The sequence below is a fragment of the Comamonas sp. CMM03 genome (assembly GCF_019218715.1).
Lineage (GTDB): Bacteria > Pseudomonadota > Gammaproteobacteria > Burkholderiales > Burkholderiaceae_C > Comamonas > Comamonas terrigena.
This window is the reverse complement of sequence record NZ_JAHUXB010000002.1, coordinates 621,237-636,992: the sequence shown is the minus strand read 5'-3', so window position 1 is coordinate 636,992 and position 15,756 is coordinate 621,237. Positions and strand designations below refer to the sequence as shown.

Here is a 15,756-nt window from a genome sequence, read left to right as displayed (position 1 = left end):
CGCGGCTTAGGCGGCTTGTTTGAAACCACCGGCCTGGGTGGCCACGAACGGGATCTGGACGATGGAGTTCACATAGATGCCGGGGGTGACCACGGCTTCGGGGTCCAGCTGGCCCAGCTCCACGATCTCGTGCACGGTGGCGATGGTGTGCTTGGCAGCCACGGCGCACACCGGGCCGAAGTTGCGGGCGGCCATGCGGTAGGTCAGATTGCCCCAGCGATCACCCTGCTCGGCCTTGACCAGTGCCACATCACCGTAGATGGGGTACTCCAGCACATAGTGCTTGCCGTTGATTTCGCGGGTTTCCTTGCCGTTGGCCAGTTCGGTGCCGTAGGCGGTGGGGCAGAAAAAGGCGCCGATGCCGGCGCCGGCGGCGCGCATGCGCTCGGCCAGCGTGCCCTGGGGCACCAGTTCCAGCTCGATCTTGCCGGCACGGTACAGGTCGTTGAACACCCAGCTGTCCGCCGTGCGGGGGAAGCTGCAGATGATCTTCTGCACCAGACCGCTTTGCAGCAGTGCGGCCAGGCCGGTGTAACCGTTGCCGGCGTTGTTGTTGACCACGGTGAGATTGCGGGCGCCATGGGCAATCAGACCGTCGATCAGCTCATTGGGGTTGCCAGCGGTGCCAAAGCCGCCGATGAGGACCACGTCCCCGTCTTTGACGACCGAAACGGCTTCGGCAATGGTGTCGGTGATTTTGTTGATCATGTGTTGTCTCCTGCTGACATGACCCCTTCGCGGTGTGGGCGAAGGCGTTAAAATGTTCGCATATAGAACAAAAGTTCGCTAAAAGAATTATAGGAAGAGGCTTTGCCTTTTCGCGCCTGTAGAAACCACATCAGGGAAAACCCTTGTAGCTATGGAAAACGAAGCACAAAAACCAAGCGACAGCTACGTTCAGTCGTTTGCGCGGGGGCTGGAGGTGATCCGCTCCTTCAGTGCACAAGCACCGGTTCAGACACTCAGCGAGGTGGCTGCGCGCACCGGCATGACGCGCGCTGGTGCCCGCCGCATCCTGCTGACCTTGCAGACCCTGGGCTATGTGCACAGCGACGGCAAACACTTCCGGCTGACACCGCGCATCCTGGATCTGGGCTTTGCCTACCTCAGCTCCATGCCGCTGTGGAGCCTGGCCGGCCCGGCCATGGAAGGCCTGGTGGATGCGGTGGGCGAGTCCTGTTCGGCCGCCGTACTCGACGGGCTGGATGTGGTCTATGTGTTGCGCGTGCACACCCACAAGATCATGAGCACCAACCTGGGCGTGGGCTCGCGCCTGCCGGCGTTCTGGACGTCGCTGGGTCGCGTGCTGCTGGCGGCCCAGCCCGATGCGCAGGTGCAGGCGCTGATGGACCGCTGCCCGCGCAGCCAGTTCACCCAGCTGACGCAGACCAGTGACGAGGCGCTGTGGGCTGCCATCCGCCAGACGCGCAGCCAGGGCTGGTGCCTGCTGAACCAGGAGCTGGAGGAAGGGCTGATTTCGATTGCCGCACCGGTGCGCAACAGCCTGGGCCAGACGGTGGCCGCGCTGAACATCAGCGGCCAGGCCAACCGCACCAGTGCCGAGATGATGCAAAACCAGTTGCTGCCGCAGCTGCTGCGCACCTGCGACACCATCTCGCAACTGCTGCGGGCGGCGGGGCGCTGAACAGCAGGGGCACCAGGCATTCTGTGCGGGTCTGCGGCGCAAGGCCCTCCTGGCCCTTCTGGGCCATCAGACCTGTCCGACCCGTCTGTCTGCGTGGCTGACGGATCTCCGATTCCGCGGCGCCCTGTGGATGGTGCGCTGGAGCCGCCATCGCGCGGCGTGCACGCTTGCCACGGGCATGCCCTGGAACCGGCGGTACCTGCACACCGATCCGGTGTGGGGGTTCTCCATGTGGCGCGTTGCCCGCAGCGCCGAGGTACAGCATGCTCCTGTTTTGATAGAGTGCAGCCAGGCTGTGCCGCGTGCTGTGGAGGCCGGGCGGCCATCCAGGCGATGGGCTTGTGCCAGCCACACCGTGTGTGGACGTCGTATGGAGACAGGAACTCCTCCGACAAATGGTCGCTGGTACGCTGCGCATAATGTATTTCAACCTTGTGCACTGCTGTTGATAGCCAAAACCTATTCTGGTCGGCGCACAGCGATGTGGTGTGCCTCCTCTTCAACCTGTGACGCTCCATGGCCCGCTTGCCCCGACTGACACTGCCAGGAATGGCCCATTACGTGATCCAGCGTGGGAACAATCTGCAGCCCATTTTTGAGGACGTGCAGGACTACGAGACCATGAAGGATCTGATGCGCGAGATGGCGCGGCGCTTCCAGGTCGATCTGCATGCCTATGTGCTGCTGCCGGCGCAGTTCCATGTGCTGGCCACGCCCGAGACGGAAGAGGGGCTGCCGCTGTTCATGCAGTCGGTGGGGCGCAGCTATGTGCGCTACTTCAACAACCGCCACGGCCGCAGCGGCACCTTGTGGGAAGGGCGCTACCGCTCCACCGTGCTGGAGGCCTCGGCCTATCTGCTGCCCTGCATGGTGGTGCTGGAAACCCAGCCGGTGGCGGAAGGCTTGGTAGGGCGCCCGCAGGACTACCTATGGTCCAGCTATGCGCACAACGCAGGCGTGCAGCAGGACAGCCTGGTGCGCTCCCATGCCCAGTACTGGGCCCTGGCCAATACCCCGTTCGCCCGGGAAGCCGCCTACCAGCGCACGGTGGAGCATGGGGTGTCGGCAGCCGTGGCGGAAGAGGTGCTGGCGGCGGCCAGCAAGGGCTGGGCCCTGGGATCGCCGGATTTTGTGGCGCAACTGCAGCACCAGACCCAGCGGCGCCTGACCCGGCGGCGTCCGGGGCGGCCGGCGCAGCGGCCGGTTGAGGCCAGTCTGCCACAGGGTGGCGAGGCGAGTTCGTCACCATCTGCAACGGCTGCAGATGCGGCGTTCGCACCATATCAGGGCAATTGATCCTTCCTGGTTATTGAATTTGCACTTTGTTGGTGCGTTTTGGTGTGTGAGCAGGCGCTCGCGTGCCGCGTGGCTTTCTTTTGGTGCATTTGATATGTCCCTAATTAAAATGAAAATGCGGATTTTTATTTTTAATTAGTATCTGACCCCAATTAAATTTTCTTGCATAGGTTTATGCGGTGTCGTACTCTCGCGTTCCCTGCGATAGACAAATAGAGGAAAACCCCATGACTACGGCTGCCGAAATTGCCCACTTGCAAGAGCACGGGCTGTACGCCAAGAGCAATGAACACGACGCCTGCGGTCTGGGCTTCGTGGCCCATATCAAGGGGCAGAAGCGCCATGACATCGTCCTGGGTGCGCTGAAGATCCTCGAGAACATCGACCACCGTGGCGCCGTGGGTGCCGACCCGCTGATGGGTGACGGTGCCGGTATCCTGATCCAGATTCCCGACCAGCTCTACCGCGAAGAGATGGCCAAGCAGGGCGTGGAACTGCCACCCGCCGGCGAATACGGCGTGGGCATGATCTTCCTGCCCAAGGAGCACGCTTCCCGTCTGGCCTGCGAACAGGAGATGGAACGCGCCATCAAGGCCGAAGGCCAGGTGCTGCTGGGCTGGCGCGATGTACCGGTGAACCGCGACATGCCCATGTCGCCCACCGTGCGCGAAAAGGAACCCATCCTGCGCCAGGTCTTCATCGGCCGTGGCTCCGACGTGATCGTCCAGGACGCGCTGGAACGCAAGCTGTACGTGATCCGCAAGACCGCATCGGCCGCCATCCAGAACCTGGGCCTCAAGCACAGCAAGGAATACTACGTTCCCAGCATGAGCAGCCGCACCGTGGTCTACAAGGGCCTGCTGCTGGCCGACCAGGTGGGCGTGTACTACAAGGACCTGGCCGATGAGCGCTGCGTCTCGGCCATCGGCCTGGTGCACCAGCGCTTCTCCACCAACACCTTCCCCGAATGGCCGCTGGCCCACCCCTACCGCTACGTGGCCCACAACGGTGAAATCAACACCGTGCGCGGCAACTACAACTGGATGGTGGCCCGTGAAGGCGTGATGGCCTCGCCCGTGCTGGCCGACGACCTGCAAAAGCTCTACCCCATCAGCTTTGCCGGCCAGTCCGACACCGCCACCTTCGACAACTGCCTGGAACTGCTGACCATGGCTGGCTACCCCATCAGCCAGGCCGTGATGATGATGATTCCCGAGCCCTGGGAACAGCACGAAGCCATGGACGAGCGCCGCCGCGCCTTCTATGAATACCACGCTGCGATGATGGAGCCCTGGGACGGTCCCGCTTCCATCGTGTTCACCGATGGCCGCCAGATCGGCGCCACGCTGGACCGCAACGGCCTGCGTCCTTCGCGCTATGTGGTGACCGAAGACGATCTGGTCATCCTGGCCTCCGAAGCCGGCGTGCTGCCCGTGCCCGACAGCAAGATCGTGCGCAAGTGGCGTCTGCAGCCCGGCAAGATGCTGCTGATCGACCTGGAACAAGGTCGCATGATCGAGGACGACGAGCTCAAGGCCAACGTCGTCAACACCAAGCCCTACAAGCAGTGGATCGAGAACCTGCGCATCAAGCTCGACCAGGTGCAGGTGCCGGCCGACTTTGTCGCGCCCGCCAAGCCCGCGCTGACGCTGCTGGACCGCCAGCAGGCCTTCGGCTTCACCCAGGAAGACGTCAAGTTCCTGCTGACCCCCATGGCCAAGAACGGCGAAGAGGGCGTGGGCTCCATGGGCAACGACAGCCCGCTGGCCGTGCTGTCGGACAAGAACAAGCCGCTGTACAACTACTTCCGCCAGATGTTCGCGCAGGTGACCAACCCGCCGATCGACCCCATCCGCGAAGCCATCGTGATGTCGCTGGTGTCCTTTGTGGGCCCCAAGCCCAATCTGCTGGACATCAACCAGGTCAACCCGCCGATGCGCCTCGAGCTGCAGCAGCCCATCCTCGACTTCGAGGGCATGGCCAAGCTGCGCGAGATCGAGAAGTACACCCACGGCAAGTTCAAGAGCGCCACCATCGACATCACCTACCCGCTGTCGTGGGGCCGTGAAGGGGTGGAAGCCAAGCTGGCTTCGCTGTGCGCCCACGCCGTGGACGAGATCAAGGGCGGCGCCAACATCCTGATCATCAGCGACCGCAACGTGAGCGCCACGCAGGTGGCCATCCCTGCGCTGCTGGCACTGTCGGCCATCCACCAGCACCTGGTGCGTGAAGGCCTGCGCACCACCGCCGGTCTGGTGGTGGAAACCGGCTCGGCCCGTGAAATCCACCATTTCGCCGTGCTGGCCGGCTACGGTGCGGAAGCCGTGCACCCCTATCTGGCGCTGGAGACCCTGGCCGACCTGTACCAGGAACCCGTGGACGGTCTGGATGCCGACAAGGCCATCTACCACTATGTCAAGGCGATCGGCAAGGGCCTGTCCAAGATCATGTCCAAGATGGGCGTGTCCACTTACATGTCCTACTGCGGCGCGCAGCTGTTCGAGGCCGTGGGCCTGAACACCGCCACCGTGGACAAGTACTTCACCGGTACCGCCAGCCGTGTGGAAGGCATCGGCGTGTTCGAGATCGCCGAGGAAACCATCCGCAACCACGTGGCCGCCTTCAGCGACGACCCGGTGCTGGAAACCATGCTGGACGCCGGCGGCGAGTACGCCTGGCGCGCCCGTGGCGAAGCCCACATGTGGACGCCCGATGCGATCGCCAAGCTGCAGCATTCCACCCGTGCCAACAACTTCAGCACCTACAAGGAATACGCCCAGCTGATCAACGACCAGAGCAAGCAGCACATGACGCTGCGCGGTCTGTTCGAGTTCAAGTGCGATCCCGCCACGGCCATTCCGGTGGACGAAGTGGAATCCGCTGCCGAGATCGTCAAGCGTTTTGCCACCGGCGCCATGTCGCTGGGCTCGATCTCCACCGAAGCCCACGCCACCCTGGCCGTGGCCATGAACCGCATTGGCGGCAAGAGCAACACCGGTGAAGGCGGCGAAGATCCCAAGCGCTACCGCAACGAGCTCAAGGGCATCCCCATCAAGCAGGGCGAAACCCTGGCTTCCATCATCGGCAAGGCCCAGGTCGAGTCCGATATCGAGCTGCGCGAAGGCGACAGCCTGCGCTCCAAGATCAAGCAGGTCGCTTCCGGCCGCTTTGGTGTGACGGCCGAGTACCTGGTGTCCTCCGACCAGATCCAGATCAAGATGGCCCAGGGCGCCAAGCCCGGTGAAGGCGGTCAGCTGCCGGGCGGCAAGGTGTCCGAATACATCGGCATGCAGCGTTACTCGGTGCCCGGCGTGGGCCTGATTTCGCCGCCGCCCCACCACGACATCTACTCCATCGAAGATCTGGCCCAGCTGATCCATGATCTGAAGAACGTGGCTCCGCACGCCGACATCTCGGTGAAGCTGGTGTCTGAAGTCGGTGTGGGCACGATTGCCGCCGGCGTTGCCAAGTGCAAGAGCGACCACGTGGTGATCGCCGGTCACGACGGCGGCACGGGCGCTTCGCCGCTGTCGTCCATCAAGCATGCCGGCGGTCCCTGGGAAATCGGTCTGGCCGAAACCCAGCAGACTCTGGTGCTGAACCGCCTGCGCGGCCGTATCCGCGTGCAGGCCGACGGCCAGATGAAGACCGGCCGCGACGTGGTCATCGGCGCCCTGCTGGGTGCCGACGAGTTCGGCTTCGCTACCGCACCGCTGGTGGTGGAAGGCTGCATCATGATGCGCAAGTGCCACCTGAACACCTGCCCCGTGGGCGTGGCCACGCAGGACCCTGTCCTGCGCGCCAAGTTCACCGGCAAGCCCGAGCATGTGGTGAACTACTTCTTCTTCATCGCCGAAGAAGTGCGCCAGATCATGGCCCAGCTGGGTCTGCGCAAGTTCGACGAACTGGTGGGCCGTTCCGACCTGCTGGACACCCGCAAGGGCGTGGAACACTGGAAGGCCCAGGGTCTGGACTTCAGCCGCCTGTTCTACCAGCCGAACGTGCCCGCCGATGTGCCTCGCTTCCATGTCGACAAGCAGGACCACCTGCTGGACAAGGCGCTGGACGTGAAGCTGATCGAGCGCTGCAAGCCCGCGATCGAAAACGGCGAGAAGGTGCGCATCATGGAAGTGGCGCGCAACGTGAACCGTTCCGTGGGGGCCATGCTCTCCGGCGCGGTGACCCGTGCGCACGCCGAAGGCCTGCCAGACGACACCATCCGCATCCACTTCGAAGGTACGGGTGGCCAGTCTTTCGGTGCCTTCCTGTGCAAGGGCGTGACGCTGAACCTGACCGGCGAAGCCAACGACTACACCGGCAAGGGCCTGTCCGGCGGCCGCGTGGTGGTGCGCCCCAGCCATGAATTCCGTGGCAACTCGGTGAGCAACACCATCGTGGGCAACACCGTGATGTTCGGCGCTACCCGCGGTGAAGCCTTCTTCAGCGGCGTGGCCGGCGAACGCTTTGCCGTGCGCCTGTCGGGTGCCACGGCGGTGGTCGAAGGCGTGGGTGACCACGGCTGCGAATACATGACCGGCGGTACCGTGGTGGTGCTGGGCAAGACCGGCCGCAACTTTGCCGCCGGCATGAGCGGCGGCGTGGCCTATGTGTACGACGAAGACGGCAAGTTCGCCGAGCGTTGCAACACCGCGTCCGTCAAGCTGGACAAGGTGCTGCCGCACGAAGAATTCGTCAGCAGCATCGACCCCGGTGTGTGGCACAACGGCCAGAGCGACGAGCAACAGCTGCGCGCCATGGTCGAAGCCCACAGCCGCTGGACCGGTTCGCAGCGTGCCCGTGACCTGCTGGACAACTGGGCCGCAGCGCGTGCCAAGTTCGTCAAGGTCTTCCCGACCGAGTACAAGCGTGCACTCGGCGAAATCTATGAACGCAAACAGAAGGAAAAGCAAGCTGCATCTGCGCAAGCCACTCCCAAAAAAGAAGCGGTAGCGGCCAAGTAAACACGGCCCGAACGCGGCGGCCCGGGCGGGCCGTCGCACCGCCAGCGAACACAGATTTCAAGGAATACACACCATGGGTAAGACCACCGGCTTTATGGAATACGACCGCATCGAAGAGGGCTACGCCCCGGTTGCGGAACGTTTGAAGAACTACAAGGAATTCGTCATTGCACTGACGCCCGAGCAGGCCAAGATCCAGGGCGCACGCTGCATGGACTGCGGCACCCCGTTCTGCAACAACGGCTGCCCGGTCAACAACATCATTCCGGATTTCAACGATCTGGTGTACCGCGGCGACTGGGAGAACGCGATCAAGGTGCTGCACAGCACCAACAACTTCCCCGAATTCACCGGCCGCATCTGCCCCGCGCCCTGTGAAGCCGCCTGCGTGGCCAACATCAATGGCGATGCCATCGGCATCAAGTCCATCGAACACGCCATCATCGACCGCGCCTGGGACGAAGGCTGGGTCACGGCCCAGAAGCCCAAGCTGCTGACCGGCAAGAAGGTGGCCGTGGTCGGCGCCGGCCCTGCGGGCCTGGCTGCCGCCCAGCAACTGGTGCGTGCGGGCCACGATGTGACCCTGTTCGAGAAGAACGACCAGGTCGGTGGTCTGCTGCGCTACGGCATCCCCGACTTCAAGCTGAACAAGTCCAACATCGACCGCCGTGTCGAGCAGCTGGTGGCCGAAGGCCTGAAGATCCGCACCGGCGTGCTGGTGGCGGGCAAGGACGGTCTGGGCAAGGACAGCAAGGTCACCAACTGGGCCAAGGAAACCATCGCCCCCGAAACGCTGATGGCCGAATTCGACGCCGTGCTGCTGACCGGCGGTGCCGAGCAGTCGCGTGACCTGCCCGTGCCCGGCCGTGATCTGAAGGGCGTGCATTTCGCCATGGAGTTCCTGCCCCAGCAGAACAAGGCCACGGCCGAAGGCAAGTACAAGGGCCAGATCCGCGCCGACGGCAAGCACGTTGTGGTGATCGGCGGTGGTGACACCGGCTCCGATTGCGTGGGCACCTCCAACCGCCATGGCGCCGCCAGCGTGACCCAGCTGGAATTGATGCCCATGCCGCCCGAGCAGGAAAACAAGCCCCTGGTGTGGCCCTACTGGCCGCTGAAGCTGCGCACCAGCTCCAGCCACCAGGAAGGCTGCGAGCGCGAGTTCGCCATCGGCACCAAGGAGTTCATCGGTGAAAAGGGCCAGCTGACGGCCGTGAAGACCGTGCGCCTGGAGTGGAAAGACGGCAAGATGACCGAAGTTGCCGGTTCCGAGCAGATCATCAAGGCCGATCTGGTGTTCCTGGCCATGGGCTTTGTCTCGCCGGTGCAGACCGTGCTGGACGCCTTTGGTGTGGACAAGGACCAGCGCGGCAACGTCAAGGCCACGACCGATCTGATCGGCGGCTACGCCACCAGCGTGCCCAAGCTGTTCGCCGCAGGCGACATCCGCCGCGGCCAGTCGTTGGTCGTCTGGGCCATCCGTGAAGGCCGTCAGGCTGCCCGCGCCGTGGACGAGTTCCTGGTGGGCGCCAGCCAGTTGCCCCGCTGAGCCCGGTCTGGTCTGTGTGGCGGCCCCAGGGCCGCTGTGCGGGCCGACGCCGTACACCTCCGAGCCTTTGCGATGTCTGTCGCAAAGGCTTTTTGCATCCCGGGCCTGCCCCCGGGGTGCGGGAGCGGAGGATCAGGCCGCGCCCTGTGCCGTCAGCGCAGCAGCAGCAACCGGGGGACGGCGTCGCTGCCCACCGTCAGCACGGCGTTCTGCTCCCAGTGCCGGCCCCAGGCGCGGGATTGGGTGGGGCCCATATGCCAGACCAGCAGGCTGTCTTCGCCTGGCCACTCGCCTTGCGGGTCCCGGCCCTGGGCCGGGGCCCAGCTCCAGCCGTCCTGCTGCAGTGCCACACGCAGCGCCTGCATGCGGCGTTCGTTGTCCGCGGGCGACAGTGCGACGCCCAGCGGGTTGCAGGCCGTCAGCAGGCTGGCCTGCCGGGCTCCGCACTGTTGCATGGCGTGCTGCAGGGCCGGCGAGTGCACGTCCACTTGCAGCCGCGAGGCGGTGGCGTGGGCGGGCAGCGCCACGTCGTACCAGGCCTGGCGGTAGGCCTGCACCAGGGCTGCGGGCAGCAGGGTGGGGTGGCCGTCGGCACACAGGGGCGCGGGCTGGGTGGTGGATGCAGGACGAAGTGGCATGGGCTTGCAGGAAATGGGATGCGCGCCATGGCGCTCTGGGCGACAATAGCGGATTCGTCCGGCAGCGGAACAGCCGGGGGGCGTACACCACGCTTCTTGCAGCCAGTTCCGGTCGCGCCGTTTGCAGGTCTTTCATCACCTTTTCTTTCGACACCATGAAGAAACGCACCCTCCTGGCCACGGTGGCCCTGACTGCTTTGCTGGCCGCCTGCGGCAAGAATGAACCTGCCTCCACGGCAGCGGCCCCTGAAGCCGCGCCCGCACCGGCTGCCGTGACCAAGCTGGTCGTCGGTCTGGACGACAACTTCCCGCCCATGGGCTTCCGTGACGAAAAGAACGAGCTGGTCGGTTTCGACATCGACATGGCCAAGGAAGTCGCCAAGCGCGCCAACATCGAAGTGGAATTCAAGCCCATCGACTGGAACGCCAAGGAAGCCGAGCTGCTGGGCAAGCGCGTGGACGCCCTGTGGAACGGTCTGACCATTCTGGAAGAGCGCAAGGAAAAGATCCTGTTCTCCGATCCCTACATGGTGAACAAGCAGATCATCATCGTGAAGGCCGGTTCGGACATCAAGGGCAAGCCTGACATGGCTGGCAAGACCGTGGGCGCCCAGGAAGGCTCCAGCGCCGTGACCGCCATGGCCAAGGACAAGGAACTGTCGGACAAGTTCAAGGAAACCAAGCTGTTCGGCGACAACATCGCTGCCCTGATGGACCTGGAAGCCGGCCGCCTGGACGTGGTGGTGGTGGATGAGGTGGTGGGCCGTTACCTGGTCAACAAGAAGCCCGACAACTACACCGTGCTGGCCGACGACTTCGGTACCGAAGACTACGGTGTGGGCTTCCGCAAGGACGACGAAGCCACCCGCAACAAGATCAACGACGTGATCGCCGAGATGAAGAAGGACGGCAAGGCCGCTGAAATCGCCAAGAAGTGGTTCGGCGCTGACGTCATCAAGCACTGAGTCTGACCGACCGAGCTGTACCGGCAATGCCTGGCATTGCCGGTTTTTTTTGCTTTGCGACGACAATCGCGTCCTGGCATGCGGGTTGCACCCGCCATGTCCGGCGCCTGTGCCTGTGGCAGCTGCCCTTCACCCAAGCGCCACCTTGAAGGCCATCGATGGATTATGTAATTTCGCTTTTGGGCCCCATGTCTGCCGGGGCCCTGGTTACGCTCAAGCTCTTTGTCATCACGCTGATCCTGTCCATCCCGCTGGGATTGGCATTGGCGTTGATGCGTATTTCCCGTTTCAAGGCGCTCAGCAGCCTGGTGGGCGGCTATATCTGGCTGATGCGCGGCACGCCGCTGATGCTGCAGCTGCTGTTCATCTACTTTGCCCTGCCGTTTGTGCCGGTGGTCGGCGTGCGCCTGCCGGACTTTCCGGCCGCCGTGGTGGCGTTCGCGCTGAACTACGCGGCCTACTTCGCTGAAATCTTCCGTGCCGGTATCCAGTCGGTGGACCGGGGCCAGTATGAAGGCGCCAAGGTGCTGGGCATGAGCTATGGCCAGACCATGCGCCGCATCGTGCTGCCGCAGATGTGGTCGCGCATTCTGCCGCCGGTCAGCAACGAGACCATCACCCTGGTGAAAGACACCTCGCTGATATACGTGCTGGCGCTGAACGACTTGCTGCGCGTGGCGCGCGGCGTGGTGCAGCGTGACTTCACGTTCACGCCCTTCATTGTGGCGGCCTGTTTCTATCTGGTGATGACGCTGGTACTGACCTGGATCTTCCAATACCTCGAAAACCGCCATGCAAAGTACGAAGCCTGAAGCCATGTCCGAAGTGATGATTTCTGCCCAGGGCATCCACAAAGGCTTTGGCGGCACGCCGGTGCTCAAGGGCGTGTCGCTGGAACTGGCGCGCGGCGAGGTGGTGGCCATCATCGGCCCATCCGGCTCAGGCAAGAGCACGTTCCTGCGCTGCCTGAACCACCTGGAGACCATCGACCGCGGCACCATCACCATCGAAGGCGAGGTGCTGGCGCGCTCGGAAGGCGAGGCCAGGGCCCAGTATGTGAGCGAGGCCGAGATCCGCCAGATCGGCCGCAAGATGGGCATGGTGTTCCAGTCCTTCAATCTGTTCCCGCACCTGACGGTGCTGGAGAACATCATCGAAGCGCCGATCATTGTCAAAGGCATGAAGCGCGATGCCATCGTGCCCAAGGCCGAGGCGCTGCTGCAGAAGGTGGGCCTGCTGGAAAAGCGCGATGCCTATCCCAACCGTCTGTCGGGCGGGCAGAAACAGCGCGTGGCCATTGCCCGTGCGCTGGCCATGGACCCGGACATTCTGCTGTTCGATGAACCCACGTCGGCCCTGGACCCGGAGCTGACCGGCGAAGTGCTGCGCACCATGCGCGAGCTGGCCGAAGAGCGCATGACCATGTTGGTGGTCACGCACGAAATGGGCTTTGCCCGCGAAGTGGCCAACCGCGTGATCTTCATGGACGGCGGACACATCGTGGAGCAGGGGCCGGCGGCCGCGTTTTTCGCCAACCCGCAGCAGGCCCGTACCCGCGCCTTTCTGCAAAATATGTTGTGATGCAGCAACACTCTGCCCCGTGACTGTCACAGCGCAGCCACAAGGCGGGTGCCGTTGGCTATGCTGCGCCGCAGCGTGACAGGGCCGCCCCGTGCTGCCACTGTCGCTGCGAATAAACATACACTGGTGTATGTTTATTCGCCAAATTGCAGCCAAGCCGGGCGCTTGTTTGCACAATAAGCCCCTTTGGGCCGTGGAAAACTTCAATCCCCATGTCTGATTCCCCTTCATTGGTAGAGCTGCGCAATGTCACGTTCGGCTATGGCGAACGGGTGATCCTGCGCGACCTCTCGCTGTCCGTGCCGCGTGGCAAGGTGACGGCGCTGATGGGGGCTTCCGGCGGTGGCAAGACCACGGTGCTGCGCCTGATTGGCGGACAGAACCGCGCCCAGCAGGGCCAGGTGCTGTTCGATGGCCAGGATGTGGGCACCATGGACCAGACCCAGCTGTACGCCGCACGCCGGCGCATGGGCATGCTGTTCCAGTTCGGGGCTTTGTTCACCGACATGAATGTGTTCGACAACGTGGCTTTTCCGCTGCGCGAGCACAGCCAGCTGCCGCCGTCCATGGTGCGCGATATCGTGCTGATGAAGCTGCAGGCCGTGGGCCTGCGTGGCGCACGCGATCTGATGCCCAGCCAGATTTCCGGCGGCATGGCCCGCCGTGTGGCCCTGGCCCGTGCCATGGCCCTGGATCCCGAGCTGATCATGTACGACGAGCCGTTTGCTGGGCTGGACCCGATTTCGCTGGGCACGTCGGCGCGCCTGATCCGGATCCTGAACGACGCCATGGGCCTGACCACGATCCTGGTCTCCCACGATGTGGAAGAGACCTTCCGCGTGGCGGACCATGTGGTGATTCTGGGTGCTGGCGGCGTGGCCGCACAGGGCACGCCACAGGAAGTGATGGACTGCCCCGATCCATTGGTGCAGCAGTTTGTCCACGCCCGGCCCACGGGACCGGTGCCTTTCCACTATGCCGCCCCCTCGCTGGAGGCCGATTTTGGCGCCGCACACGGTGACGGAGGTGCACGATGAACTGGCTGCATCCCGCACGCATCGGTCTGGCCGTGCGTTCCAAGCTGGCCGACATGGGCTATGGTGCCCGCCTGTTCGGACGGCTGCTGGCCCTGTTGCCGGAAGCGCTGCGGCGCTTTCGCCTGACGGGTGACCAGATCCATTTTCTGGGCAATTATTCGCTGGCCATCATTGGCGTGTCGGGCCTGTTCGTGGGCTTTGTGCTGGGTCTGCAGGGCTATTACATCCTGCAGCGCTACGGTTCGGCCGAGGCCCTGGGGATGATGGTGACGCTCAGTCTGCTGCGCGAGCTGGGCCCGGTGGTGACGGCCTTGCTGTTCGCGGGCCGCGCCGGCACGGCGCTGACGGCAGAAATCGGCCTGATGAAGGCCGGCGAGCAGCTTTCGGCGATGGAAATGATGGCGGTGGACCCGATCAAACGCATTCTCGCGCCCCGTTTCTGGGCGGGGGTGGTGGCCATGCCCCTGCTGGCGGCGGTGTTCAGTGCCGTCGGCGTGCTGGGTGGCTGGATCGTGGGCGTGCTGCTGATCGGCGTGGATGCGGGGGCCTTCTGGGGCCAGATGCAGTCCGGCGTGGATTGGTGGAACGATCTGGGCAACGGCGTCATCAAGAGCACGGTATTTGGGGTGGCAGTGACCTTTGTGGCACTGCTGCAAGGCTATGTGGCCAAGCCCACGCCGGAAGGCGTGTCGCGCGCCACCACCCGCACGGTGGTGATGGCTTCGCTGGCGGTGCTGGGACTGGACTTTCTGATGACCGCATCGATGTTCAGCATCTGAGGCACGGCGCCCAGGCAAACAAGGAATAGATCAAAAATGCAGCAATCCAAAAATGACATCTGGGTCGGCATGTTCGTGCTGATCGGGGCTGCCGCGCTGGTGTTTCTGGCGTTGCAGGCAGCGAATCTGCTGAGCCTGAACTTTCAGAAGGGCTACCCGGTGACCGCCCGCTTCGACAATATCGGCGGGCTCAAGCCCAAGGCGGCGGTCAAGAGTGCCGGCGTGGTGGTCGGGCGCGTGGAATCCATCAGCTTCGACGACCAGACCTTCCAGGCCAGCGTGAACCTGGTGATGGAAGAACGTTACAAATTTCCCAAGGACAGTTCGCTGAAGATCCTGACCAGCGGCCTGCTGGGAGACCAGTACATCGGCATCGAAGCCGGCGCAGACGAGGAAAACCTCAAGGCCGGTGATCGCATCAGCTCGACCCAGTCGGCCGTGGTGTTGGAGAATCTGATCGGCCAATTCCTCTACAACAAGGCCGAAGAGGGGGCCACCACGCCTGCGCCCGCAACCAACGGAAACTGACCCATGATGCAGAAGAACAAGACATCCCCCATCGTGCGCTGGAGCGCGATTGCCGCCGTGTCGGCCAGTGCATTGGTGCTGGGCGGTTGCGCGGCGACCGGCAGCAACCCGCAGGATCCGTACGAGTCCTTCAACCGCAAGGTGCAGTCGTTCAACGACGGGGTCGATGACGCGGTGCTCAAGCCCGTGGCCACGGCCTACCAGACCGTGACGCCCCAACCGGTGCGCACCGGTGTGGGCAACTTCTTCGGCAACGTGGGCGATCTGTGGTCCATGGTGAACCATTTGCTGCAAGGCAATGGTCTGCAGGCCTACAACCACATGGTGCGCTTCACCACCAACACGGTGCTGGGCATTGGCGGTCTGCTGGACATTGCGACCGAAATGGGCGTGGACCGCCAGAAGCAGGACTTTGGCCGCACCCTGGGTGCCTGGGGGATCAAGCCCGGCCCCTACCTGGTGCTGCCTTTGCTGGGACCATCCACCGTGCGGGACACGGTGGCCCTTCCTGCGGACTGGAACGGGAATGTCCTGAGCGAGCTGCGTCCGATTTCGCACCGCAACGCGCTGGTGGGCCTGAAGGTCGTGGATGACCGTGCACGCCTGCTGAAGGCCGGTGACATTGTGGATTCGGTGGCGCTGGACCGCTATGTGCTGCTGCGCGATGTGTATCTGCAGTCGCGCCAGCCCAAGGGGGACGGCCGCGTCGAAGACATGGACGCCGGCAAGCTGCCGCCCGAGGAATAACGCTTTCCCGGCATGGCCTGCGCTGGCGCG

13 protein-coding genes are annotated in these 15,756 nt (G+C 63.8%); 11 read left to right on the top strand and 2 right to left on the bottom strand.

What is annotated here, in order from left to right:
- Positions 1–6: 6 nt before the first annotated feature.
- Positions 7–708 carry a 3-oxoacid CoA-transferase subunit A gene (locus KW830_RS09810; protein ID WP_066540350.1) on the bottom strand — a complete coding sequence of 234 codons (702 nt, stop codon included), beginning with the start codon at positions 706–708 and terminating at the stop codon, positions 7–9.
- Positions 709–859: 151 nt separating this feature from the next.
- On the opposite strand from KW830_RS09810, the gene KW830_RS09805 reads away from it, so the two are divergent.
- From KW830_RS09805 to KW830_RS09790, 4 genes are all read left to right on the top strand, one after another.
- The gene (locus KW830_RS09805) at positions 860–1,645 is read left to right on the top strand and encodes an IclR family transcriptional regulator C-terminal domain-containing protein (protein WP_066540352.1); all 786 of its coding nucleotides are present in this window, start codon (positions 860–862) and stop codon (positions 1,643–1,645) included.
- A 516-nt stretch (positions 1,646–2,161) separates the two neighbouring features.
- Complete coding sequence (locus KW830_RS09800; protein WP_255578254.1) at positions 2,162–2,941, top strand: transposase; 780 nt, start codon at positions 2,162–2,164, stop codon at positions 2,939–2,941.
- A 227-nt stretch (positions 2,942–3,168) separates the two neighbouring features.
- Positions 3,169–7,902, top strand: a complete 4,734-nt coding sequence (locus tag KW830_RS09795) for a glutamate synthase-related protein (protein ID WP_218333006.1) — start codon at positions 3,169–3,171, stop codon at positions 7,900–7,902.
- 73 nt (positions 7,903–7,975) lie between these two features.
- Positions 7,976–9,451, top strand: a complete 1,476-nt coding sequence (locus KW830_RS09790; RefSeq protein WP_218333005.1) for a glutamate synthase subunit beta — start codon at positions 7,976–7,978, stop codon at positions 9,449–9,451.
- A 152-nt stretch (positions 9,452–9,603) separates the two neighbouring features.
- On the opposite strand, the gene KW830_RS09785 is transcribed toward KW830_RS09790, so the two are convergent.
- Positions 9,604–10,089: a DUF3293 domain-containing protein gene (locus KW830_RS09785; RefSeq protein WP_218333004.1), complete on the bottom strand. Its 486-nt coding sequence runs from the start codon at positions 10,087–10,089 to the stop codon at positions 9,604–9,606.
- Positions 10,090–10,244: 155 nt separating this feature from the next.
- On the opposite strand from KW830_RS09785, the gene KW830_RS09780 reads away from it, so the two are divergent.
- From KW830_RS09780 to KW830_RS09750, 7 genes are all read left to right on the top strand, one after another.
- Entirely contained in the window at positions 10,245–11,054 is an 810-nt protein-coding gene (locus tag KW830_RS09780; RefSeq protein WP_218333003.1) for an amino acid ABC transporter substrate-binding protein, read from the top strand.
- 158 nt (positions 11,055–11,212) lie between these two features.
- The gene (locus KW830_RS09775; RefSeq protein ID WP_066540365.1) at positions 11,213–11,866 is read left to right on the top strand and encodes an amino acid ABC transporter permease; all 654 of its coding nucleotides are present in this window, start codon (positions 11,213–11,215) and stop codon (positions 11,864–11,866) included.
- 16 nt (positions 11,867–11,882) lie between these two features.
- Positions 11,883–12,635 (top strand): amino acid ABC transporter ATP-binding protein, encoded by a 753-nt coding sequence (locus tag KW830_RS09770; RefSeq protein WP_066540845.1) that lies wholly within the window; start codon positions 11,883–11,885, stop codon positions 12,633–12,635.
- A 212-nt stretch (positions 12,636–12,847) separates the two neighbouring features.
- Entirely contained in the window at positions 12,848–13,672 is an 825-nt protein-coding gene (locus KW830_RS09765; protein WP_066540368.1) for an ABC transporter ATP-binding protein, read from the top strand.
- Positions 13,669–14,451 carry a lipid asymmetry maintenance ABC transporter permease subunit MlaE gene (gene mlaE, locus KW830_RS09760; RefSeq protein ID WP_066540371.1) on the top strand — a complete coding sequence of 261 codons (783 nt, stop codon included), beginning with the start codon at positions 13,669–13,671 and terminating at the stop codon, positions 14,449–14,451. Before KW830_RS09765 ends, mlaE begins: the two co-directional genes overlap by 4 nt.
- 36 nt (positions 14,452–14,487) lie before the next feature.
- The gene (mlaD, locus tag KW830_RS09755; protein ID WP_218333002.1) at positions 14,488–14,979 is read left to right on the top strand and encodes an outer membrane lipid asymmetry maintenance protein MlaD; all 492 of its coding nucleotides are present in this window, start codon (positions 14,488–14,490) and stop codon (positions 14,977–14,979) included.
- 6 nt (positions 14,980–14,985) lie between these two features.
- Positions 14,986–15,726, top strand: coding sequence for a VacJ family lipoprotein (locus KW830_RS09750; RefSeq protein WP_218333167.1), 741 nt, complete (start codon positions 14,986–14,988; stop codon positions 15,724–15,726).
- The last annotated feature ends 30 nt before the right edge of the window (positions 15,727–15,756 follow it).